Below are 24,363 nucleotides of genomic sequence, written 5' to 3' on the forward strand. Positions count from 1 at the left end.
TATGAGTTTTTTAACAAAGGGGCTGGCAAAGGTTTTTGGATCAAAGTCAGATCGCGATATAAAAGAGGTAAAGCCTTATGTTGACCTGATCAACAAAGCGTATGCCGAATTGAGCAACATCTCTGATGAGGCTTTGAGGGGGAAGACCCAAGAAATTAAAGGGAGGATTAAAGACTTCCTAAAAGAAATTGATAGCGAACTTGAAGCGCTTCATCATAGAGTTGATAGTGAGGAAGGTCTCGAAATCGCTCAAAAAGAAAGTATTTTTGAGGAAATAGATAAGCTGGAAGAGAGACGTGATGAAGAACTTGAGAAAGTGCTTATGGACGTGCTTCCCGATGCCTTTGCAGTAGTAAAGGAAACGGCAAGAAGATTAAAAGAAGTGGGTAAGCTTGAAGTGCAAGCCACTTTGCATGACAGGCAAATTGCGGCCATAGGGCCTCAAGTAGAAATTGTTGGCGATACCGCCATTTGGAAGAACAAGTGGTTAGCAGCAGGCACTGAGGTGACTTGGGAAATGCTTCACTACGATGTTCAGCTGATTGGTGGAATTGTATTGCACCAAGGTAAAATTGCTGAGATGGCTACTGGTGAAGGTAAAACCCTTGTGGCTACGCTACCAGCTTACCTGAATGCTTTGGCAGAAAGAGGCGTGCACGTTATTACCGTGAACGACTACTTAGCAAAACGAGATTCTGAGTGGATGGCACCGCTATTCCAATTCCATGGTCTTACCATTGACTGTATTGATAAGCACCAACCCAACTCTGAAGAAAGAAGACAAGCCTATCGCTCTGATATTACTTATGGAACCAATAATGAATTTGGCTTCGATTACCTGCGTGACAACATGGCCCGAGAAGCCAAGGAGCTTGTTCAGCGCAAGCACCATTATGCCATGGTCGATGAAGTCGATTCAGTATTGATTGATGAGGCGAGAACTCCATTGATCATTTCTGGTCCTATTCCTAAGGGTGACGAACATGAGTTTCATGAATTAAAGCCACGTGTCACCAAATTGGTAGACGCTCAAAAGAAGCTTTGCTCTCAGTACTTGAATGATGCTAAGCGATTAATCAAAGAAGGAAATGAAGACGAAGGAGGATTGGCTTTATTTAGAGCTTTCCGCGGCCTTCCGAAATATAAGCCATTGATTAAATTCCTCAGTGAGACAGGAATGAAGATGGTGATGCAGAAGACAGAGAACTTCTATCTGCAAGACAATCAAAAAAATATGCCTAAGGCAGATGAACCGCTTTACTTTACTATTGATGAAAAGACAAACGCGGTAAACCTGACAGAAAAAGGAACGGACTTAATTACTGGAGAAGGAGAAGATCCAAGCTTCTTTATTATGACCGATATTGGTGAAGTAGTAGCCAGAATGGAAAAGGATGATACTTTAAGTGATGAGGATAAACTCAAACAAAAAGAAGAAGCCATTCAAGATTATTCTGTAAAAGGCCAAAGAATTCATACGGTAAACCAACTACTGAAAGCCTATACCATGTTTGAAAAGGATACGGAATATATCCTTGAAGGTGGTAAAGTGAAAATTGTAGATGAGCAAACCGGTAGGGTAATGGACGGCCGTAGATATTCTGACGGACTGCACCAAGCTATTGAAGCAAAGGAAAATGTGAAGGTGGAAGACGCTACACAAACGTATGCTACTATTACTTTGCAGAACTACTTTAGAATGTACCACAAATTAGCGGGTATGACGGGTACTGCAGAAACCGAAGCAGGTGAATTCTGGGAAATTTACAAATTGGATACGGTGGTCATTCCTACCAACCGACCAATTTCAAGAGAAGATAGAGAAGACAAAGTATATAAAACGGTAAGAGAGAAATTTAATGCCGTAGTTGACGAAATTGTTGAGCTTACTGCCGAAGGAAGACCAGTACTTGTAGGTACTACTTCTGTAGAAATTTCAGAAATTTTGAGCAGAATGCTTCATCTTAAAAAGATTGAGCACCAAGTATTGAACGCGAAACAACACGCTAGAGAAGCGGATGTTGTGGCAGCTGCGGGTAGACCAGGTACAGTTACGATTGCTACAAACATGGCTGGTCGTGGAACGGATATTAAGCTGGCGCCAGAGTCTAAGGCTGCTGGTGGTCTTGCCATTATTGGTACAGAAAGACACGAATCAAGACGTGTTGACCGTCAGTTGAGAGGTAGAGCGGGTCGTCAAGGTGATGCGGGTTCATCTCAATTCTTTGTTTCATTGGAAGACAACTTGATGAGACTTTTTGGCTCAGATAGAGTGGCCAAACTAATGGATAGAATGGGCTTGAAGGAAGGTGAAATGATTCAGCATTCCATGATTTCCAAATCTATTGAAAGAGCACAACGCAAGGTTGAAGAAAATAACTTTGGTACGAGAAAGCGACTTTTGGAGTACGATGACATCATGAACCAACAGCGTTCTGTAATTTACGAACGAAGAAAGAATGCTTTGATGGGCGAACGTTTACAGTTGGACATCATGAACATGATGTATGACACTTGCGAAGACATCATCAACAATACAAAACCGACCAACGATTTTGATGGGTTTAAGCTGAGTTGCATTGGCACTTTGGGTATGGATACAAGGATCAACCTTGACCAATACACTCAATCAGATGTCAATACGCTCATCAATGATCTCTATGAAGAGGTTTATGAAGACTACAACAAAAAGAACAAGTTGATAGCAGAAAAGACGCTGCCGTTGATGAAGCATATTCAGCAGGAAAAAGGCGCTACAGTTGAGAATATCCTCCTTCCATTTATGGATGGAAAAAGACAAATTGGAGTAGCTGTAAACCTAAATAAAACTATAGAAACAGAAAACGCTGAGTTGATCAAAGCCATGGAGAAATCGATTACACTAGCTGTAATTGACCAAACATGGAAAGAGCATTTGCGCGACATGGACGACTTGAAACAGTCGGTGCAGAATGCCGTTTATGAGCAGAAGGATCCCCTTTTGATTTATAAATTTGAGGCTTTCCAGTTGTTCAAAGCTTTCCTTTCTAAAGTAAACGAAGAAACTATTTCCTTCCTTACTAAAGCTGATATCCCTCAACAAGCTCCTGATAGGGTTCAAGAGGCAAGAAGCCGAGGAGGTCAGCAAAAGCTAAATGAAAGCAAAGAAGAATCTAAGTCTGCTTTGGCTGGAAGACAGGATACTAGAAACAGACCTCCGGTTGAAAAAATCGCTCCTATTAAGTCTGAAAAGATTTACGGCAGAAATGACCGAGTAAATGTTCAGTACCAAGACGGAACTGTCAAAAAGGACGTTAAGTTTAAACAAGTCGAAGAAGATATTCTGAGCAATAAATGCGTGGTAATTAATGAATAAGTTTGTTTCACATACACTGCTTTTGGCGGTCATTCTGCTGGCGGTTGGCTGTGCCAATCAAGCCATTCCTAAAAAGGATATGGATGGAGATGATGTTGACTTAAGCTATTCTGATGATTTGTCGAAGTATCGGCCAACAATTGAAGCCAAATCAATTTCGGTCGATACGATGCAAATGGAAAAAAATCAGGCCATTCGTTCATCATACGAAATATCGAATAAGATGAATACGTTGATGGATTCCATTACCACAAGGAATAATAAGTTGGCAACGCTTTCTGGTTATACCATCATGGTGTATTCGGGGACAAACCAAGTAGAGGCTGGTAGAGTCAGGAACCGTCTTTTTGATATTCTTCCAGCAATGGAAGCTCAAATTCAATATAAATTACCGACCTATTTCGTGAAGATTGGGGAGTTCTATCAACAGATAGAGGCGCAACCTTTGTATGAAAAAATAAGAAAGTATTACCCAGCCGCTACTGTTGTTCCAGAACAATTCAAACTTGAGAAATGAGTTTGCTGAATGAAATAAAAAAATTGGCTTCTCAATATGCAGAAGACACAATCATTATCCGCAGGCATATTCATGCTCATCCTGAATTATCTTTTCAGGAATTTGAAACCGCAAAATACGTAGCCGCTGAGTTACGAAAATTAGGAATCGAACCGAAGGAAGGGGTTGCTGGAACTGGACTTACCGCATTAATAGAGGGTAAGAACCCTACATCAAGAACCGTAGCTTTGCGTGGCGATATGGATGCTTTGCCGATTACGGAACTCAGCGATATCCCTTACAAATCAAAGAATGTCGGTGTAATGCATGCCTGTGGTCATGATGTGCATACTTCATGTCTCTTAGGAGCCGCGCGTATTTTGGTTCAGCTGAAAGATCAGTTTGAAGGAACAGTGAAACTTGTCTTTCAACCTGGAGAAGAGAAAAATCCCGGTGGCGCATCTTTGATGATTAAAGATGGAGCCTTGGAGAACCCAAAACCTAACTCCATGTTTGGACAGCATGTGATGCCTTATATTCCAACTGGAAAGATTGGTTTTAGAGAAGGGCAGTACATGGCCAGTGCCGATGAAATATACCTTACGGTAAAAGGAAAGGGAGGCCATGCCGCACTTCCAGATAAGGTGATTGATCCAATTCTAATTGCTTCTCATATTATTGTGGCGCTTCAGCAAGTAGTGAGCAGAAATGCCGACCCAAAAAAACCGACTGTACTTTCTTTCGGCCAAATTGAAGGAGGCCATGCTCAGAATATTATTCCAGATGAAGTGAAAATCGGAGGGACTTTTAGGGCTTTGGATGAAGAGTGGCGTTTTGAAGCGCATAAAAAAATCAGAAGTATTGCTGAAGGACTTGCGGAGGCAATGGGAGGGAGTTGCGATGTGTTAATCGATGTTGGCTATCCTTACTTAACCAATGACCCTATAACGACTCAATCGGCACGTGCAGCAGCGACATCATATTTAGGGGCAGAGAATATTGTTGATCTAGACTTATGGATGGGAGCAGAAGATTTTGCTTACTATTCGCATGTAGTGCCTTCTTGCTTCTATCGTTTAGGAACGGGGAATCCAGAAAAGGGCACCACTTTGGGTGTTCACACCCCAAAATTCAATATAGACGAAGATGCCATTGAGCTTGGAATTGGTTTGATGTCTTGGATTGCCTTGAATCAACTTAATCTCCTCAAAAAGGCATAAATAAAGCCTCATTTCTGAGGCTTTATATAATTTTTAGAATTTCTTCTTTTAAGCCTTAAGTAGCTCAGCCATTGTAGCTCCAATATCAGCTGGAGAGTTTACTACAACGATACCACATTCAGCCATGATTTTCATTTTGGCTTCTGCTGTATCTTCAGCTCCACCAATGATTGCGCCAGCATGGCCCATTCTTCTACCTGGAGGCGCTGTTTGTCCAGCAATAAATCCTACAACAGGCTTTTTGTTACCAGTAGATTTGATGTACTCAGCAGCAAGGGCTTCGTAGTTACCGCCAATTTCACCAATCATAACGATGGCGTCAGTTTCTGGATCATTCATTAAAAGTTCTACAGCTTCTTTTGTTGGAGTACCAATAATTGGGTCGCCACCAATTCCAATTGCAGTAGAAATTCCTAAACCAGCTTTTACCAATTGGTCAGCCGCTTCATAAGTTAAAGTACCCGACTTAGATACCAAACCGATTCTTCCCTTTTTGAAAATAAAGCCTGGCATGATACCTACTTTAGCTTCACCTGGAGTAATTACACCTGGACAGTTAGGGCCGATCAAAGTAACATTTCGGTTTTTGATATATTCTTTGGCCATTACCATATCCTTTACAGGAATTCCTTCAGTAATGGTGATGATCACAGAGATTCCAGCATCAGCCGCTTCCATAATGGCATCAGCTGCAAATGCTGGTGGAACAAAAATAATGGAAACGTCTGCACCTGTTGAAGTCACTGCATCTTCAACAGTATTAAACACAGGCTTGCCTAAGTGAAGTTGACCTCCTTTATTCGGAGTAACACCACCAACTACATTTGTACCATATTCAATCATTTGTTCAGCGTGGAAAGTACCTTCAGAACCGGTAAATCCTTGAACAATAATTTTAGAATCTTTATTAACTAAAACACTCATTACAGCGGGTTTAAATTTGTGGCAAAAATAGAACAATAAATGGCTAAGCCAAAGGATTAATTGGTGTAGATGTTCTGTTTGGCCGAATTACAATTCTCTCCCCGATGTTCGAAATTTTTGTTAACCTTTTTTAACGAATTTTTATTCTGAATACTGAAACAATTTCTTTCTAATGTCGGTATACCTATCCATAAGTGTTTTGATAGAAGAATTGAGAAATAATACTTATTAGGTAGAAGTTTAATATAAGGTTGATTATACATAGTTAGTTTTTAGTATTTTAAGGTTGATTAAGAAAAAGAGCTCGAGGTTGGGGCTCTTTTCTTTTTTTAGGGCTTGGTAGAAATTGCAGGTTTGAACTGTCCTGATTAAAGATCGCTCTATTAAAATGTTACCTTAGTAAGTCATCCAAAATAGAAAATGAGTACACCTGATTTTAAAGCCGCTAAAATTTTTGGGCTAATCGCTGGCCCCCTTGTCTTTTTTCTAATCCTATCATTATCCCCTGATCTATGGATATCTCCTGAGGCTTGGAAAGTGGTAGGTATTGCCGCTTGGATGATTCTATGGTGGATTACCGAAGCAGCTCCTATTCCTGTTACTGCCTTACTTCCCATCGTTTTGTTTCAGCTCACGGGCGTTTTCGATGCAAATGAAGCTACAGCACCTTACGCAAACCCCATCATATTCTTGTTCATGGCGGGTTTTATTCTGGGCTTGGGAATGGAGAGACACAACCTTCATAAACGAATTGCGCTGAACCTAATTCGCTTTACGGGAACCAATCCAAATGGAATAATTTTGGGCTTTATGCTTACCACGGCCTTTCTTTCCATGTGGATTAGTAATACAGCCACAACCGTAATGATGCTCCCTATTGCACTTTCTATCACAAGTTTGCTGAAGCTAGACAATACGGAAGACAAAGGGAAAAAGAGGTTTTCATTGGTGCTTATGCTGGGCATCGCCTATGCCGCTAATATTGGAGGCACTGCAACCATTATTGGAACACCTCCCAATGTAGCTTGGGTAGGCTTTATGAGTGAAATGATGAATTATGAGGTGAGTTTTGCCCAGTACTTGAAGGTGGGGTTGCCTACTTGCTTAATCATGCTCACTATCACTTATTTTTTATTGACGAGGGTACTTTTTCCCAACCGAATTAAGAATCTAGCCGACTCTTCTCAAATTATTGATGACCAAATTAAATCACTGGGGAAGATTAGCCGAGCAGAGAAGTTGGTGGCGCTCATATTTGTATCTACGGCTGTTGCATGGATCCTCCGAGGGAACTTGAACACTTGGTTTAATACCACATTGTTGAACGACACTTTAATAGGAATGATAGGAGCCATACTTATGTTTGCAACTCCTGTGAGTTTGAAAAGGGGAGAATTTCTATTGGATTGGCAATACACCAAAAAACTACCATGGGGAATTTTGTTGCTCTTTGGTGGAGGTCTCACTTTGGCTAAGGCCATGGAAACTACCGAAATTGTTCAGATTGTGGGTGAGGCTATAGCACAACAAGGGAATGTTAGTCGATTGTTATTGGTTTTGGGCTTGAGTGCGTTCATGCTATTTATGACTGAGATCATGAGTAATGTGGCCCTTGCGGTTATTTTTGTTCCAGTAGTCTTGGGTATTTCGCTAAGCTTAAATATCAATCCAATGTACCTTTCTTTGCCGGTTACTTTGGCTGCAAGTTATGCCTTTATGATGCCTATTTCTACCCCGCCAAATGCCATAGTGTTTTCTTCTGGAATGATCCCGATGAAGGAAATGATTCGGGCGGGTTTTATTCTTAATATTGTGGCTATTCTTCTTTTAGCTATTTTATCAGAAACCTTGATTCCTCTTGTGTATGGATAACATGAAAGAAAGTGCGGTAGTATTTGACAAGATTGTCGAAGAAAGAAGGTCTGTGCGGATCTATGAGGGCCAAGCTGATTTCGACCCTAAAGCTGTTCAGCGGAGTATTGAAAGAGCAATACTTTCACCCAATAGCAGCAATATGCAACTTTGGGAATTTTATAGAATTCGTTCTGAAGAAGCACTAGAGAGAGTTAGTTGGATGTGTATGAATCAGAAAGCTGCAAAAACAGCTAGAGAATTGGTGGTTTTTGTAGCCCGAAAAGATCTTTGGAGAAGAAGACAAAGGGCTTTGGTCAAAGAAATGAAGCGGGTTTATGGTGAGCCTAAAACCAAAGGAGCCAAAAGAGCCCTTAATTATTATGAGAGCCTAATTCCTAAATATTACTACAACGATCCATTTGGTGTTTGGGGCTTTATTAAGAAATGCATCTTCTTTTTTGTAGGCCTAAATAGGCCAATGGTGCGACACGGAAATGCTACGGATGTTCGTATCAGTGTTCATAAAAGTGCGGCCTTGGCTGCCCAAACTTTTATGCTCAGTATGAAAGCCGAAGGTTATGATACTTGTCCTATGGAGGGCATGGATTCACTTCGGATCAAGAAATTCCTCAAACTTCCACGCAAAGCCGAAGTAACCATGGTTATCGGCTGTGGCCCAGCAGCCGGGGACGGTATTTATTCAGAGCGTTTTAGGATCCCTAATGACGAAGTTATTTTTGAGGTTTAGTTCTTCGTTTTATTCTTTGAAACCTAATTTGGCTACCGAACCTCCTGGGCCAGAAGCATAGGCAGCTTTATTGTCTTTGGTTACGCTTACTGAATAATATTTACCTTCCATTGGTGCATAACCTTCCATTCCTTCTCTAAAATAATCACAGCTCTCGCGTCCGACTGCCAAAACTAGGTCATTAAAAATGGCCACTCCAGAACGGTAACCTTGTGGTTTTAAAGAAGCCATTAAAGGAAACCATGATTTCCCTCGGTCTAAAGTATAGGCGCTATTGATTCTTGTTAGAGAATCTCCACGATAGTCACCGCCCACCATTAGGCCTTCGTTTTCATTTTTAAAAGCAATAGAGAAAATTCCAGCAGTTGATTCGCCTGATTGAAGTGGCGTAATGGTTTTCTCCCAAGTTTCCCCCATATCATAAGAATAGAAAAGACTAGCTTCATCTCCACCAAGGCCGATATACACATCAGACGCTCCATTCGTAATGAGGCAAGTGCCACTGGCCGCAAAACCGCCTTGCCCATCTTTGGCAATGGGTCTTTGTTCGAAAGGAAGTTCCTGCCAAGTCTCCCCACCATCTTTGGTTTTAAGAATAAGTAATCGACTATCCACAGCATCACCAAAAATGATTCCGTTTTGATCGTCCCAAAAGTCCATGGCATCATAAAAAGTGCCCTCTTTCATAGAAAGGTACTTTTGTTGCCAGCTTTGACCGCCATCCGTGGTTTTGTAGATAACAGCTGGTAATCCTGCGCTCAGCACGATGGCCGTATTGGCATCGAAACCTTGAACATCTCTAAAGTCGATCGTATCTGAAGCTGGAACACTTACGTCTTCCCAGGTTTCTCCTCCGTTAATCGTTCTGAGTACTGTGCCTTTAGTGCCACTGGCCCAAGCTACATTTTCAGTTACGGCATTGAGCCCTCGTAAGCTGGCCTTCGAACCCGAAGTTTGGGCTTGCCAATAAGGCGTGAGCACTTTGCTTTCTTCTTCCTTTTTTTCTGAGCTTCCGCAAGACAGTAAAAAAAGAACCGGCAATAAGTAGATCAGTCTTTTCATGGTTTTTTCATTGCAGCCAAGTCTGGCTTTTCTTTTGACTTATACACTGAAGAAGGTAATTCATCAAACACCATAATATCGGTCAGTTGACGTTCTCCACGATCTCCTGAAATGAGAATATTCCCCATCTTTTGATAATTCTTAAATGGGACATTAAAGCCTTGTGATGTATCTGCAGCATTACGGTAATAAGCCCATTGTTTTACCAAGTGATCCGTTTTATCGACCCATACCCAATAGCGGTTATTTGGAGTGTTACCCACGCCTTCAAATGTGAGTTCTAACTTATCTGACATTACGCCTTCGTTAGTAGCTTCCTCCCCTTTGTATTTTAAGGTTACACCAGAGTCTTTCAACTTATAAGGCATTAGCAACCAATAGGAGTCGTTGATCCAAGCACCTTTGCCTCTGCCAATCAGGTTATTCAGAGTATCGGAATCTGTAATTTCTCTTCCGTCAATAAATGCTTTTCCAGTATTGTCGTTAATGTTGATCAAGAAAGTGGTGTTACGCATATCCACACGCACATCTCCTGTCCATTTATCCCAAACCAAATTACGAGAGCCAAAGAAATTCCATGCAATATGACGTGTGTTGTCCCAAGCTTTACGGCCGCCCATGGCTTCCATTACTTGGTCGGCCACTTCAATGGCTTTAGGGTCTGAGCCTTCAATATTAAAGCCTTCGGCTGGAGGGTTGCCGTATTCGGCCTCAGTGGCTTCTTGAGTAGTCCCCGAACCACAACTTTGTATTAAACAGACAAAGAAGAGCGAGAGAAATAATAAGATCTTGGTTTTCATAAGGTTTTGATTTGTAAACTAAGGTAGTGGTGATATTTTAGAAAAACCATTGGTTTTCAAACGCATTTCTTGAAAAAAAAAGAATTCATTAAAACTACATTTAGGAACTTTTGTTTTTTAATCACGTAATTTAAAAACTACATTTAGGAAATTAATAACAAGCCCTTTGGAGTTTGAGGGTAACAATTTTATAAGATGAAGAAATTTCAGCTCGGAGAATTTGAAGAAATCGTTTTGTTAACGGTAGGTGTACTTTATGGAGAAGCTTACGGAGTAGCCATTAAAGGTGAAATTGAAACCCGATTGAAGCGAAAAGTTTCGGTAGGAGCTTTACAGTCGGCATTGCGCAGAATGGAAAAGAAAGGCTTTTTGATTTCGGAACTTGGAGAAACTACAAGTGAACGGGGAGGGAAGCGGAAGCGCTATTTCAAAATTACAGCTTTAGGTAAAAAAGCCATGGACTATAACATTGAAACCCGTCTAGAGCTTAGAAATCTGATTCCTGATATCGCTTTTGATTTTAAATTATGCTAAAAAAAATTGGGGAATGGATTTTTTCATTCTACTGTCACCCTGACTTCCGAGAGGATATTTTGGGTGACTTGGAGGAGCATTATAGGTCAAACTTTAAGGAAGTAGGAAAAAGAAGAGCTGATTTAAAGTTCTTTTTGAATGTACTTCTTCTTTTTAGGTTTTCGCTTCTTCGTGATACTTGGTCGAGTCTAAACTTAATACATACAACAATGGTCAAAAACAACATTAAGATGGCGTATCGCAGTATGAGGCGTCAAAAATTTTATTCATTCCTCAACCTTACGGGGTTGGCAATTGGTATGGCAGCCTGTCTCTTCATTGCCATTTTCGTAAAGGATGAACTTAGCTTCGATAAGCATTTTGAAGATTCCGATAAGATTTTTCGTATTGCCTCCAATTTGAAGTTTGGGGATAATGTCTTTAATCTTTCCTTCGCTCCCGATCCAATGGCGAAAACTGCTAAGGAAGAATTTCCTGAAGTGGTAGAGGCCGCTAGAACAAGGGGTAATTTAACCCAATTAATTTCTTATAATAATAACTACATCCGCCAAGACCATATCACTTGGGCTGATCAAGAGTTCTTTTCTATTTTCTCTCTACCCCTTTTAAGAGGAGATAGAAACCACTTACTTGACGAGCCCAATACGGCTGTGCTTACAGAAACTACTGCCAAGAAAATTTTTGGTGAGGAAGACCCTTTGAATAAAGTGATCAGGGTGAATGATCAATTGGATATTAAAGTTACTGGAGTTATTGCTGACATTCCTGACAATACCCATTTTGACTATAATATGTTCATCACTATGCTCAATAGAGATGATGCGAGTAGAAATTTTTGGTTGGGCAATAATTTTACAACCTATCTGAAATTAAATTCAAAGGAGGCGAAAGAAGTTGTAGATGGTCGATTTCCGGCCTTCATAGAAAGGCATTTGGCCGACCAGGTAAAACAAATGATGGGTGTAGACCTTAAAGATGCTGTGGCCAGCGGTAATTTGGCCGCTACTTATTTTTTACAACCCATTGAAGATATCTACCTCTATTCCAACCTGGATTTTGAACTCCGTTCGGGTGGTTCCATCGAAAATGTATATCTGTTCAGTATCATTGGCTTTTTTATACTGCTGATCGCTTGTATCAATTTTATGAATATGGCTACAGCGAGAGCTTCTATAAGGGCCAAAGAAGTAGGCGTAAGAAAAGTATTGGGCTCGTTAAAGGGGCAACTTGTCAACCAATTCCTAACAGAATCTATATTAAATAGTCTCGTTTCGGGTATTGCTGCAATAGCTATTGTCACACTGTTTTTGCCCTTTTTTAATCAGCTTACCGGTAAAGAAATAGTAAACCCCATTTTTAGCTTAAACGGACTCTGGCCTTATTTTACTGTGGCTACGCTTATTGTTGGCTTATTGGCCGGAGTTTATCCTGCTTTTGTTCTATCCTCTTTTTTACCATCAAAGGTTTTGAAAGGGGAAATGACTCAAGGCAAAAAGGCTAGTTTGATGCGGAACATATTGGTAGTTGTGCAATTTTCAACATCTATCTTTCTAATTATTGGCTCAGCATTTATCTATAGCCAATTGGATTACCTTCAACATAAAGAATTGGGTTTTAATAAAGATCAAATTTTGGTCATTAATGAAACCCAACTTTTGGGTGATCAGATTCAGGTTTTTAAAACCGAATTAGAAAGAAGCGCGGTAATCGAAAGTGCGACAATAAGCGATTTTATTCCAGCAACAAATACTTATAATGACTCACCATTTTTAAGTGAAAATGCGACAACTACAGATGAGGCTGTTTCATTGCAAATTTGGTACGTGGATGAGGACTATGCCAAAACCTATGATTTGAAAATGGCAGATGGAAGGTTCTTTTCAAAAGAATTTGCCTCAGACTCTACCGGCATGGTGTTAAATGAAGCTGCCATTAAGCGATTTGGCTATGCGGAAAACCCAGTTGGAAGAAAAATTAAATCGGTAATGGAGAACGGGAGTACTTACACGATAGTGGGGGTGGCCAAAGATTTTCATTTCAGGTCTATGACCGAAGAAATTCAACCTCAAGTATTCTTTTTGGGCAATAGTACGGGCAGCGTTAGTGTGAAATTTAAAGCCAACATGACCAGTGATGTATTGGCAGCAAGTGAATCTATCTGGGATAAATTTAGTGGAGGTAAACCTTTTGAGTATGACTTTTTGGATGACATATTCTCCAACTCCTTTAATGATCAAGTTAGATTGAAAACGATCTTCTCAGTATTTGCTGGACTGGCCATCAGTATTGCCTGTTTGGGCTTGTTCGGTTTGGCAGCTTATGTAACGGAACAGCGCAAAAAGGAAATCGGCATCAGAAAGGTTTTGGGTGCTTCAATGACTACATTATTGGGCTTATTGTTTCGGAATTTCACTATTCTCATTCTTGTTTCTTCAATAATTGCCATTCCGTTAGCTTGGTTATACATGGATGGCTGGCTTGCAGACTTCCCTTTCCGAATAGCACTTAATCCTTTCATCTTTATTATTTCTGCTGTGGGTACTTTGATTATTGCCCTGCTTACAGTGGGTTATCAATCCATGAGAGCAGCCCGCAGAAATCCGGTGGAAAACCTAAGGTGTGAGTAGAAAATTCTGACCCTGAAAATCACAAATGCCAGATTAACGTCTGGCATTTGTGATTACATCAACTGAATCAATTCATCACGTTTTATGATTAAAAACTCAAGTCGGTTTGAGGCGAAAAATTATGATATTTTTGGAATACACAAAGGCGCACCACTCCCGGTTTTATAAAAAGCAAACAACTCATCCTCCTAATTCTACGGTTCGGTAAGACTAATTTCAATTCGGAAACGGAGCAGTGCACATTTGAGTCAACAACGAGCCCGATGGGCTGAAACTCAAAAACAACAACAATGCAACGTTTCAAATTTATTCTTTTAGTGCTTCTCTTTTCAATGGGAGTTAGTGCGCAAACCATTATTTCAGGGAAAGTAACAGACAGTCAGGGAGCAGCCATCCCTTTTGCCAATGTGTATATAAAAGACTCCTTTGATGGTGCCAATTCTAAAACCGATGGCACTTTCGGTTTCCAAACAAGCGAAACAGGGCAGCGAACCCTAATGGTCAGTTTTATTGGTTTTAAAACTTTCGAAAAGATACTTGAATTGAACGGTCAACCAATTCAAGAGGAAGTAATTTTAGAGGAGCAAATCAATAAAATTGATGGCGTAATCATTACCGCAGGAGCATTTGAAGCCAGCGATATTAAGAAGGTGACGGTATTGAAGCCACTTGACATTGTAACCACCGCCAGTGCGGCCGGTGATATCATGGGCGCAATAAACACTTTGCCTGGTACAGCCACCGTTGGTGAGTCGGGAAGACTATTTGTCCGTGGAGGGGAAGGCTACGAAACCAAGGTTTTTATTGATGGTCTTGAAGTTAGAAATGCTTTTGGCGCTACGGCTCCAAATGTACCTACCCGTGGTCGATTTAGTCCTTTTTTGTTCAAAGGTACCATATTTAGTACGGGTGGATACTCTGCTGAATATAGCCAAGCGCTTTCTTCGGCCTTGGTTTTAAACTCCAACGATATTGCTGAGAAAACGCAAGGAGATATTTCGCTGATGACGGTTGGGGGCGATTTGGCCTACACTAAAAAGTGGGACAATACCAGTGTTTCTGCCAAAGTGCAATACACCGATTTACGCCCTTATCAAGACATGATCAAACAGGACTTTGATTGGAAAGAGGCACCTAATGGGAAAGTAGCCGAATTGGTTTTTCGACAAAAAATAAGTGGAAATGGTTTGCTGAAGGTATACACCAATATGGATATTTCGAACCTGAGCATTCGTCAACCCAACATTAATAATGGTGGAGCGAAAGACACTGTTTCAATTGGTAACGATTACTTCTATTTGAATACCAGTTACAAAGATATTATCGCTGATCGTTGGACTGTTCGGGCTGGGGTTTCTACCACTTTGAACCAAGAGAAAATTGGTTTCAATACCGATGAAATCGAGGAGGACGAAAAAGGCGTTCATGCTAAACTTGCCTTTAACTGGGAAGCAGCTGAAAAGGTGAGTGTGAACATGGGGACTGAGTTCTTCACTAAGAAATACACCAATAAATTCAATATCGAAAACGGACCAAATGATGCTTTCGACTTTAAAGAAAACATTGCGAGCACTTTTGTTGAAACGGATTACTTCGCTTCGAATAAGTTTGTGGTGCGCACGGGTTTGCGTTTAGAGCATTCTTCCCTATTGAACCAAACGTGGGTCAATCCGCGATTAGCGATGTCGTATAAGCTGACGGAAAAAGGGCAGTTTTCGCTGGCCTACGGGCAGTATTTGCAATCCGCACAAAACGACTATGCTTTGGTGAATCAGAACTTAAAGCCAGAGAAGGCGACACATTACATTCTGAACTATCAGTACATTCATGAGGATCGTGTTTTCAGAGTAGAAACCTATTTGAAAAAGTATGATGACTTAGTGAAGTTCACTAATGCCAACGATTTCAACCCCAATAATTACTCAAACGCTGGCTTTGGGGAAGCCAAAGGGATGGACGTATTCTGGAGAGATAGCAAGACTTTTGAAAACACGGATTACTGGGTTTCTTACTCTTATGTGGATTCAGAAAGAGACTATCAAGATTTCTCAAGTTTGGCCACGCCTTCTTTTGTTTCCAATCATAACTTCTCTTTTGTGGTCAAGCATTTTGTTGTGCCGTTGAGAACTCAGTTTGGAGCCACATATAATTTCGCATCAAGCAGGCCATTTCACAACCCAAATAAGTCTGGCTTTCAGAATGACAAGACTCCAACTTTTCACGATTTAAGCTTAAACGCTGCCGTACTTCTTACCCCTAATATTATCCTTTACATGTCATCCTCAAATATTTTTGGACGTGATAATGTGTTTGGCTATCAGTATGCGAACCAAGCAAACGCTCAAGGTATTTATGAGCGACAGGAGGTAGGGCAAGGCGCCAAACGTTTCGTTTTTCTAGCCCTTTTTATCACCCTGACGAAAGATGGACAAGAGAATCAGTTGGATAACCTATAGTATTTAGACATTAGATAATAGACTAATGCGGCTGTATGAGCTTCTTAGCTTTTTATCTATATAATGTGCCTTCGAACAGTGGTTTTCTAGTAGAAGGCACATCTAAGATTATGGGGCATTAATGATACTGCGAACACTCCTCCTTGGATCCCGAAGCTTCGGGAGAGGTTGCCTGCCAGCCGCAGGCTGGGGAGAATTGAGGATTGGTGCCAATAAAGTTGTAGTTCTAATCCCCCTAACCCCCTTTTTCAAAAAGGGGGAATTGTCCCAGTGCCAGCTTTTACTACTACTCAGGATCAAAAGCTCTTGAAATTTGAGTTTTGGCCCATTGAAATTTCTCTCTCTACGGTTCATCCTGAAGATTCTACGGTTCGGTAATACTTTTTTTCTAAGCCAGTCATTTCCCCGCACCTTAGTATCATCATTAAGAAACGAACTCAAAATTTTTAAAAAACATACTATGAAAAAGTTAACAATCTTAATCGCTCTTTTTATTACTAGTTTAACCCTAAGCGCCCAAAACCAAGAGGCCTATATGAATGCCATGGTGAAAGGCTTACAGTCGATGGGAGCTGAGCGTAATGTGGAAAACCTACAAGCCTCTGCTGGTCAGTTTGAACGCATCGCTGCTAATGCAACCGACCAATGGCATCCACAATATTATGCGGCTTTAAGCTATATCAATGCTTCTATGCTGGTAGAGGGAGTGAAGGCCAAGGATCAGCTTTTAGACAAAGCGAAACCATTCGTTGAAAAAGCCAAGAGCCTTGTTCCAAATAATAGCGAAGTTGTGGCCTTAGAAGGTTTTTACTTTATGGCGCAATTGGCAGCAGACCCAGCGTCAAGAGGCCAGTCACTATCAGGTTTGGCATCACAAACCTTCGGACATGCCATGCAATTGGATGCTGAAAACCCTAGAGCAATGGCCATGATGGCACAAATGCAGTATGGTACGGCTCAATTTTTCGGATCATCTACAGCCGGAGCTTGTGGTTTGGTACAGAAAAGCATCCCCTTATTCAAGGCTGAGGAAAAAGGAAAGAGCTTTGACCCAACTTGGGGAATAGAAATGGCCCAGGAGTTAATGTCTAGCTGCGGAAAGTAAAACGTAATTAGTTGGGGCTTGCGAAAGCGAGCCCTTTATTTTTTTAATTTTAAAAGATTCAATCATGGAAAAAGCACTCATCATATCTCATGTAACAGCAGGAATTACCACTTTGCTTTCAGGTATTTTGGCCGCTTTCTTTGGAAGAAAAGGAGGGAAGATTCACCGCGATGCCGGAAAGGTTTTCTTTTGGTCAATGGCTTGGATCTTCATCAGTGCAATCCTGATTGTGATCTTTGTGAGGTTCAATTTCTTCCTTACCATTATAGCAGTATTCAGTTTCTACATGACTTTTGCAGGCCAACGGGTGTTGAAGCTCAAAAAAACGCTTAAGCCATTGCCTGTAGATTGGATAGCGGCTTTTATTGCCATCGCTTTTGGCTTAACCCTTTTAGGCGCTGGAATTCGCTTTTTAGTCTTGAGCAACTTTTCGTCAACCATTGGTTACTTATCGGTTATTTTTGGCTTTTTTACGGCCAACACGGCTTGGCTCAACATCAAAGGGTTTAGAAATGCCAAACCCGATAAAATGTGGTGGTGGTTTGCTCATATGAATTTAATGGGAGGTGCTTTTATTGCCAGCATTACAGCGTTTCTAGTTCAAAATGGAGCTCTTTTTCAGGCCTTAGGAAATAAGGGTTGGCTACTTTGGGTCTTACCCGCTGCCATCGGTTCGCCATTAATTGCATATTATGCCAACCGTTACAGAAAACAATTCGGTGTTGGTAAATATGTCAACGCAGAGAAAGTATAAAATCAGTACTTTAGCCTAAATGGGATATCTTAAAACAATCAATTGGAAACGCGAGCTGAAGGAAACAGCACTTATCGCTTTGTTAGGTGGCCCATCAGTATACTTTTGGTGTACCAGCTGTTTTAATAATTGGGACGTTGCCCTTGCCTCAATGATAGTTTCGGCTGTTCAATGGATCTTACTTTGGCAGGGTAATGCACATGTTTCCACCTATCTCTCCTATAAAATTCCATGGTTAGAAAACCCAAGTAAGCGATTCCTTTTGGGGGTAGTGGGGGTAATTGTGTATACCCCATTGGCAGTTTATTCGCTGTACTTGGTATTGAAATATGGCTTCGATATTGATATGGGGGATATTAAATGGACCTTATTAATCTCTGTCGGAATTACCTTTGTTATTTCTTTTTTCCTGAATTCGGTTGAATTTTTAAAGAACTGGAAGAAGGCCAGCTTGGATGCGGAAAGGCTGAAAAAGGAGCAGATGGAGGCCAAATATGAAACGCTCAAAAATCAAGTCAACCCACACTTTTTGTTCAATAGTTTGAATGCGCTTACCAACTTGGTGTATGAAGATCAGGACCAAGCGGCCAAGTTTATTCGTGAGCTTTCGAAAGTGTATCGTTATGTTTTAGATACACGGGCACAAGAAGTAGTCAGTCTTCAAACCGAAATGGAGTTTGTCAACTCTTACCTCTTTCTACAGAAAATAAGGTTTGATGAAAAACTTCAACTCAATATAAGTATCGAAGGATTTGAGCAGAAAATGTTACCGCCTATGGCCGTTCAAATGCTTTTAGAGAATGCCATAAAGCACAATATAATTGCAGAAGAAGAGCCACTTACGATTCATATTGAAATTGAGAATGGAGAAAAGTTAGTGATTCGAAACAACCTTCAGAAAAAGAATATTCCGTTGGAGGAGAGCTCAGGAATGGGGCTTTCGAATATTAAATCTAGGTATGAATTCTTGAGCCCTATACGTGTGGAGGTGATTGATGGGCCGAGCGAATTTATTGTGAAACTTCCATTATTAGCCTTTGAGAAATGAAAGTACTGATTGTTGAAGATGAGTCGATGGCGGCCAAAAGATTGGCTAGCTTATTAGAGAAAATTAATCCAGAAATTGAAATACTTGCCAAACTGGATTCGGTAAAACGAACGGTGAACTGGCTAAAAGAAAACCCCCAACCCGATCTTCTGTTCTTCGATATTCAACTGGCAGATGGACTCAGTTTCGAAATTCTGGAGCAAGTAGAAGTTTCTTCACCCATCATTTTTACCACCGCTTTTGACGAATACGCTATTCAAGCGTTTAAGGTAAATAGCATTGATTACTTACTGAAACCCATCGACCCAGAAGATTTAGAAAACGCTTTAGAAAAGTATGAAGCCAGATTTAAGCCCAGCGCACCTGTGCAAAAATCAGGAATGGACATGATGCTGATTCAGCAAGCGATGCAAATGCTGACAAAGCAATATAAGGAACGCTTTGTAGTCAAAATTGGAGAGCATATTCACACCATTCCAACAGCCGAAACAGCTTACTTTTTCAGCCAAGAAAAGGCCACTTACCTTCAAACCACAGAGAAGAACCGCTACATCATCGACTATACCATGGAACAAGTGGAACAGTTGGTTGACCCACAGAAATTCTTCCGCATTAACCGCAAATACTTGGTCTCACTAGAGGCGGTAAAGGACATTATTACCTACTCCAATTCTCGTCTCCGACTTATTTTAATTCATTCAGACGAAACCGATGCGATTGTAAGTCGAGACAAGGTGCAAGATTTTAAAAAGTGGCTCGACCGCTAATGTCTTTTTACCGTATATTCGGGCATGCGTATTCTATTATTCTCATTTCTAATTGTTCTTTCGGCTTCTCTTAGCGCTCAAAACCTAAAAGGAAATTGGCTTTTGGCTTACATCAAGGCGATTCCGCCAGAAATGGAGATGGGTGAATTGAAATACAGTGAAGATGGTTTTGGTGATGAAAAAGCCTTTGTTGAGCCGGGCTTAATGCTTTTGACAGTTTTGTCAGAGACTAAAGCAGAGAGTTTTTACTCAGATGTAAAAGAGAGTTGGACAGTGTTCAATGATGGAGCCAAAGTGAGGTTGGAATCATTGCAAGACACCCTTTATGGAAGCGTCAACAAAGAAGGAATGCTGGTGCTAAAATCTACCATTGATGAAAACCCAACGACTGATTATTTCTTTGCACATTATTCCCCAGAAGCCGCTCCAGTAGAACTGTCAAATACTTCTTGGAAAGGCAACGGAAACTCTGGTTTCTTCCAGAATAAAACTTTTGAATTCAGGGCCAATGAACAACTCTTTATTTGGGATAATGGCAAGCGAGAAGAGCGAGAGTTTTATATTCATGAATTGGGCAATTTCTGGGCAATCGAGTTTTCTTCAGAAATACTTACTTCAGGTTTTGGCATGATCTACATTGAAAAAGGGAGTGGTAAAACACTTTCGGGAGTTGCCTATTTGAGTTTAGAAGAGGATAAACTGCCTGTCAGGTCACAAGTGAGCTTTACTAAGCTATAAACTCCGGTTGAACCCACTCTAAATCATTGGTTTTTAGAGACTAAATCACCAAAGTAAATCTTTGAGCTAATGTTAAAGCGAAGGTTTTCTCCACTACCTTCGCAGCCCTTATGTCAATCGTCAGAAAAGTAAAATCGGTAGAAAAGATTTTTGCCGCCCTTGAGCAAGAAATGAACACCCTGCGCGATAATAGCGGGCTTCATTGTGTTTCTGGCTGTGGTAAATGCTGCTTCAAGGCCGATATTGAGGCAACTCCTCTAGAGTTTCTTCCCTATGCTTTTCACCTTTTTCTGACCAAACGCATTGATGAATTTTATCAGAATCTGCTGACGAATGAAAGTTCAATGTGTACGCTATTCAATCCTGTGAAAGATTCTCTAGACAAAGGAGGTTGCTCGCAATACGCTTACCGCGGCTTAATTTGTCGTCTTTTTGGTTATTCCGCTACACGCGATAAAAACGGAAAGGCTCAGTTTATTACCTGTAAACTAATGAAGGCAGGGCAGGCAGATACCATTGCCAAAATTGAGAAAGACATAGAAGACGGTATTCCTGCACCAATGATGAGCGATTACTATTTTAGACTCCGTAGCATCGATACTGAACTAGGCACGAAAATGATGCCCATTAATCAGGCCATTCGTCAAGCGATGGAAGTCGTGATGAGTTATTATGCCTACCGTAAACCACCAGCGGGTTACGGGAAATTGAGTGCTTAATTGGTTTAAAGTCAATAGAGCCTGTTCTATTTTTTAAATTCCTGAATAAAACCGTTGTCCATTCCAAACTTTTGATTTCCTTTGTCCCTCATTTCAGAATGAAGAACGAAGCGAACATATCACCAGCCATAAACATGACACTCCCAGTGTCTGAGGTTGCTGTGTATACACCTAAGTTTTTTAGGCGCTAGTCGCCTCATATATATAGACTACCTATGCGGTAGTCAAGTCCCCAATATTACCTATATTCTTTTCTAAATTTTAAATCATATTTCCTTTTGGGATTTCTGAAAACATTAAGTCGTTTTCATGGTCCAGAATTAATAGTGAAAATGGAATCAACAAAGTTCATAATTAGGGTAGCCACAGAAGAGGATACCCGCTTTACAGAAGATATTATTGAAGAAATTGCCAATTCAGCCAAAATTAGAGGTACTGGAATTGCGCGAAGAACTCCCGAATATGTAGCCCTAAAAATGCGTGAAGGCAAAGCTGTTGTGGCGGTCACCGAAGCGGGCGAGTGGGCAGGTTTCTGCTACATCGAGGTGTGGAGTCATGAGAAGTTCGTGGCCAATTCGGGTCTCATTGTTGCGAATAAATTTCGTGGTCTTGGATTATCTAAACGAATAAAAGCAGCTGTATTTAGACTGTCAAGAAAGAAGTACCCAACAGCAAAAATCTTCGGGCTTACTACAGGTGCAGCGGTGCTGAAAATCAACTCCGAACTGGGTTATAAACCCGTGGTGTATTCTGAATTGACCCAAGACGAAGATTTCTGGAAGGGCTGTCAAAGCTGTGTCAATTATGAGATATTAAAAGCCAAAAACAGGTCAAACTGTATCTGTACAGCCATGCTGTTTAATCCAGTGTGGGAGAAAAACGTAAAGCCTAAAAGAACCCAGTGGGTGGAACGCGAGTTGGATAAGGACTTCAGCTTGTTTGAACGTTGGGTAAATTTTAAGAAGAATATTTTGTTGAAGGCAGAAGCCAAAAGAAAGAAAAATGATGAATAAGAAGAAAGTAGTTTTAGCCTATAGCGGAGGGCTCGACACCTCTTATTGTGTAAAATATTTAAGTGAAGAACGTGGCTTAGAAATTCATTCGGTGTTGGTGAATACGGGCGGTTTTTCTCAGAAGGAGCTAGACGAAGTGGAAAAGCGCGCCTATGCAATGGGGGTGACTAGCCATAAAACGATCGAAGAAACTTCGAACTACTATTCAAGCGTAATTAAGTACTTGATTTTTGGCAACGTGCTGAAAAACAGTACTTATCCACTGTCTGTAAGTGCCGAAAGGGTAAGTCAGGCCATGGCCATTGCTAAGTATGCTAAAACACTCAATCCTGAATATATAGCGCACGGTAGTACAGGTGCAGGTAATGACCAAGTGCGTTTCGATATGATTTTCCAAACCTATTTACCGGACGCGGAAATCATTACACCTATACGGGATATGAGGCTTTCGAGGGAAGAAGAGATCGCCTATTTGCAATCGAAAGGTGTAGATATGGACTTTTCAAAATCTGCTTACTCAATCAATAAGGGGCTTTGGGGAACATCTGTTGGAGGTAAAGAAACCTTAAGTTCTAAAGGTTATTTACCTGAAGAAGCTTGGCCAACCCAAGTGACCAAAACGGTTGAAGAGGATTTAGAACTTGGCTTTGTAAAAGGTGAATTGAAGTCAATTAACGGGAAAGAGTTTACGCATTCATTTGAAGCTATTCAGGCTTTAGAGAAAATAGCAGCACCATTTGGCATAGGTCGCGATATTCATGTAGGCGATACCATTATTGGAATCAAAGGAAGGGTGGGGTTTGAAGCTTCGGCTGCCATTCTTACCATCAAGGCACATCAGGCTTTGGAAAAACACATTTTGACCAAATGGCAGATTTACTGGAAAGACCAAGTGGCCGCTTTTTATGGCAACTGGCTGCACGAAGGACAGTTTATGGACCCTGTAATGCGCGATTTGGAAAGCATGATGGAAAGCAGTCAGAAATTTGTGACAGGCAAGGCGTTTTTCAAGCTTTTGCCTTACCGCTATCAATTGATCGGAATCGAATCTGAGCATGATCTGATGTCGGCCAAGTTTGGCAACTACGGAGAAATGAACAATGCTTGGACGGGTGATGACGTAAAAGGCTTCGCTAAGATTTTCGGTAACCAAAGTGCCATTTACCACCAAGTAAATCAAGAAAATGATTAGAGCAGGAATAGTTGGAGCAGCAGGCTACACAGGAGGCGAGTTGCTGCGTTTACTGATTCATCACCCTCAGGTGGACGTCAGTTTTGCGCATAGCCGAAGTCAGGTAGGTTTGCCAATTCACAATGTGCATACCGATCTTTTGGGAGACAGCGAACTGAACTTTACGGATCAGATCCATTTCGATATTGACCTGCTTTTTCTTTGCATGGGGCATGGCGCTTCTTCAGAATTTATGAAGGAGAATCAAGTGCCAGGCACTGTCAAGATTATTGACTTGAGCCATGATTTTAGAATGAGTAATGAGGCCGTTTATGGCTTGCCAGAACTCAATCGTGATGAAATTAAGAATGCCCGTTTCTTGGCCAATCCTGGTTGTTTCGCTACTGCCATCCAATTGGCGTTGCTGCCTTTGGCCTATAACGGAATGTTAAGAGAGGTACACCTTTCAGGCATGACGGGCTCGACAGGTGCAGGTGTTCAACCTTCTGCCAGTACGCATTTTAGCTGGCGCGACAGCAATGTTTCGGCTTACAAAGTCTTCACCCACCAACATATGGAGGAGACAGGAAAAAGCCTTCAACAACTTCAACCTTGGTTCGATAAACCGATCAACTTTGTGCCTTATAGAGGAAACTTTACTAGAGGCATTTTTGTGACAGCTTATCAGCATTGCGAGTGGCCATTGGAAGAAGCAATTCAGGTGTATAAAGAATATTATGAAGACCATCCGTTTACTTGGGTAAGCGATGTGGCCATTGATGTGAAGCAAGTGGTGAATACCAATAAATGTGTGCTTCATCTTGAAAAACATGGCAGCTATTTGGTAATCCATTCTGCCATTGATAACCTACTAAAAGGTGCTAGTGGTCAGGCCGTACAGAACATGAATTTGATGTTTGGCTTTCCTGAAAAACTAGGTTTAAACCTAAAACCAAGTGCTTTTTAATTGAT

Annotated in this window: 20 protein-coding genes; 17 read left to right on the forward strand and 3 right to left on the reverse strand. The window is 41.0% G+C overall.

Annotation, left to right across the window (positions count from 1 at the left end):
- Position 1: 1 nt before the first annotated feature.
- The 3 genes from secA to AWN68_RS17385 are packed head-to-tail and all read left to right on the forward strand — an operon-like array spanning position 2 to position 5,071.
- On the forward strand, positions 2 to 3,355 hold the full coding sequence (secA, locus tag AWN68_RS17375) for a preprotein translocase subunit SecA (RefSeq protein WP_068418663.1): 3,354 nt from the start codon (positions 2 to 4) through the stop codon (positions 3,353 to 3,355).
- On the forward strand, positions 3,348 to 3,872 hold the full coding sequence (locus AWN68_RS17380) for a hypothetical protein (RefSeq protein WP_068418667.1): 525 nt from the start codon (positions 3,348 to 3,350) through the stop codon (positions 3,870 to 3,872). Before secA ends, AWN68_RS17380 begins: the two co-directional genes overlap by 8 nt.
- The gene (locus AWN68_RS17385; RefSeq protein WP_068418670.1) at positions 3,869 to 5,071 is read left to right on the forward strand and encodes a M20 metallopeptidase family protein; all 1,203 of its coding nucleotides are present in this window, start codon (positions 3,869 to 3,871) and stop codon (positions 5,069 to 5,071) included. Before AWN68_RS17380 ends, AWN68_RS17385 begins: the two co-directional genes overlap by 4 nt.
- Positions 5,072 to 5,119: 48 nt before the next feature.
- Here AWN68_RS17385 and sucD read toward each other — a convergent pair whose 3' ends face one another.
- Positions 5,120 to 5,995, reverse strand: a complete 876-nt coding sequence (sucD, locus tag AWN68_RS17390; RefSeq protein ID WP_068418673.1) for a succinate--CoA ligase subunit alpha — start codon at positions 5,993 to 5,995, stop codon at positions 5,120 to 5,122.
- 420 nt (positions 5,996 to 6,415) lie between these two features.
- On the opposite strand from sucD, the gene AWN68_RS17395 reads away from it, so the two are divergent.
- Both AWN68_RS17395 and AWN68_RS17400 read left to right on the forward strand, forming a co-directional pair.
- Positions 6,416 to 7,867 (forward strand): SLC13 family permease, encoded by a 1,452-nt coding sequence (locus AWN68_RS17395; RefSeq protein WP_068418676.1) that lies wholly within the window; start codon positions 6,416 to 6,418, stop codon positions 7,865 to 7,867.
- Positions 7,860 to 8,597, forward strand: a complete 738-nt coding sequence (locus tag AWN68_RS17400) for a nitroreductase family protein (protein ID WP_245658027.1) — start codon at positions 7,860 to 7,862, stop codon at positions 8,595 to 8,597. The genes AWN68_RS17395 and AWN68_RS17400 overlap by 8 nt, the downstream gene beginning before the upstream one ends.
- A gap of 9 nt (positions 8,598 to 8,606) precedes the next feature.
- On the opposite strand, the gene AWN68_RS17405 is transcribed toward AWN68_RS17400, so the two are convergent.
- Positions 8,607 to 9,659, reverse strand: coding sequence for a YCF48-related protein (locus AWN68_RS17405; RefSeq protein ID WP_068418680.1), 1,053 nt, complete (start codon positions 9,657 to 9,659; stop codon positions 8,607 to 8,609).
- Entirely contained in the window at positions 9,656 to 10,459 is an 804-nt protein-coding gene (locus AWN68_RS17410; RefSeq protein ID WP_068418682.1) for a hypothetical protein, read from the reverse strand. Before AWN68_RS17410 ends, AWN68_RS17405 begins: the two co-directional genes overlap by 4 nt.
- 195 nt (positions 10,460 to 10,654) lie before the next feature.
- Between AWN68_RS17410 and AWN68_RS17415 the strand changes: the two genes are divergently transcribed.
- The 12 genes from AWN68_RS17415 (at position 10,655) to argC (ending at position 24,358) form a co-directional block, all read left to right on the forward strand.
- Entirely contained in the window at positions 10,655 to 10,993 is a 339-nt protein-coding gene (locus tag AWN68_RS17415) for a PadR family transcriptional regulator (protein WP_068418685.1), read from the forward strand.
- Positions 10,987 to 13,620, forward strand: coding sequence for an ABC transporter permease (locus AWN68_RS17420; protein ID WP_068418688.1), 2,634 nt, complete (start codon positions 10,987 to 10,989; stop codon positions 13,618 to 13,620). Before AWN68_RS17415 ends, AWN68_RS17420 begins: the two co-directional genes overlap by 7 nt.
- A gap of 290 nt (positions 13,621 to 13,910) precedes the next feature.
- On the forward strand, positions 13,911 to 16,076 hold the full coding sequence (locus AWN68_RS17425; protein ID WP_084362921.1) for a TonB-dependent receptor: 2,166 nt from the start codon (positions 13,911 to 13,913) through the stop codon (positions 16,074 to 16,076).
- A 460-nt stretch (positions 16,077 to 16,536) separates the two neighbouring features.
- Positions 16,537 to 17,181: a hypothetical protein gene (locus AWN68_RS17435; RefSeq protein WP_245658028.1), complete on the forward strand. Its 645-nt coding sequence runs from the start codon at positions 16,537 to 16,539 to the stop codon at positions 17,179 to 17,181.
- 64 nt (positions 17,182 to 17,245) lie between these two features.
- Complete coding sequence (locus tag AWN68_RS17440) at positions 17,246 to 17,935, forward strand: hypothetical protein (RefSeq protein WP_068418698.1); 690 nt, start codon at positions 17,246 to 17,248, stop codon at positions 17,933 to 17,935.
- A 19-nt stretch (positions 17,936 to 17,954) separates the two neighbouring features.
- The gene (locus AWN68_RS17445) at positions 17,955 to 18,983 is read left to right on the forward strand and encodes a sensor histidine kinase (protein ID WP_068418700.1); all 1,029 of its coding nucleotides are present in this window, start codon (positions 17,955 to 17,957) and stop codon (positions 18,981 to 18,983) included.
- Positions 18,980 to 19,750 (forward strand): LytR/AlgR family response regulator transcription factor, encoded by a 771-nt coding sequence (locus AWN68_RS17450; protein ID WP_068418702.1) that lies wholly within the window; start codon positions 18,980 to 18,982, stop codon positions 19,748 to 19,750. The genes AWN68_RS17445 and AWN68_RS17450 overlap by 4 nt, the downstream gene beginning before the upstream one ends.
- A 24-nt stretch (positions 19,751 to 19,774) precedes the next feature.
- The gene (locus AWN68_RS17455) at positions 19,775 to 20,488 is read left to right on the forward strand and encodes a hypothetical protein (protein ID WP_068418705.1); all 714 of its coding nucleotides are present in this window, start codon (positions 19,775 to 19,777) and stop codon (positions 20,486 to 20,488) included.
- 110 nt (positions 20,489 to 20,598) lie between these two features.
- Positions 20,599 to 21,207, forward strand: a complete 609-nt coding sequence (locus tag AWN68_RS17460; RefSeq protein ID WP_068418708.1) for a YkgJ family cysteine cluster protein — start codon at positions 20,599 to 20,601, stop codon at positions 21,205 to 21,207.
- 332 nt (positions 21,208 to 21,539) lie between these two features.
- On the forward strand, positions 21,540 to 22,220 hold the full coding sequence (locus AWN68_RS17465) for a GNAT family N-acetyltransferase (RefSeq protein WP_068418711.1): 681 nt from the start codon (positions 21,540 to 21,542) through the stop codon (positions 22,218 to 22,220).
- Positions 22,210 to 23,412: an argininosuccinate synthase gene (locus AWN68_RS17470; protein ID WP_245658029.1), complete on the forward strand. Its 1,203-nt coding sequence runs from the start codon at positions 22,210 to 22,212 to the stop codon at positions 23,410 to 23,412. The genes AWN68_RS17465 and AWN68_RS17470 overlap by 11 nt, the downstream gene beginning before the upstream one ends.
- Positions 23,405 to 24,358, forward strand: a complete 954-nt coding sequence (gene argC, locus AWN68_RS17475; protein ID WP_068418714.1) for an N-acetyl-gamma-glutamyl-phosphate reductase — start codon at positions 23,405 to 23,407, stop codon at positions 24,356 to 24,358. The genes AWN68_RS17470 and argC overlap by 8 nt, the downstream gene beginning before the upstream one ends.
- Positions 24,359 to 24,363 lie beyond the last annotated feature (5 nt).

It is taken from the genome of Roseivirga echinicomitans (assembly GCF_001592935.1).
Classification (GTDB): Bacteria; Bacteroidota; Bacteroidia; order Cytophagales; family Cyclobacteriaceae; genus Roseivirga; species Roseivirga echinicomitans.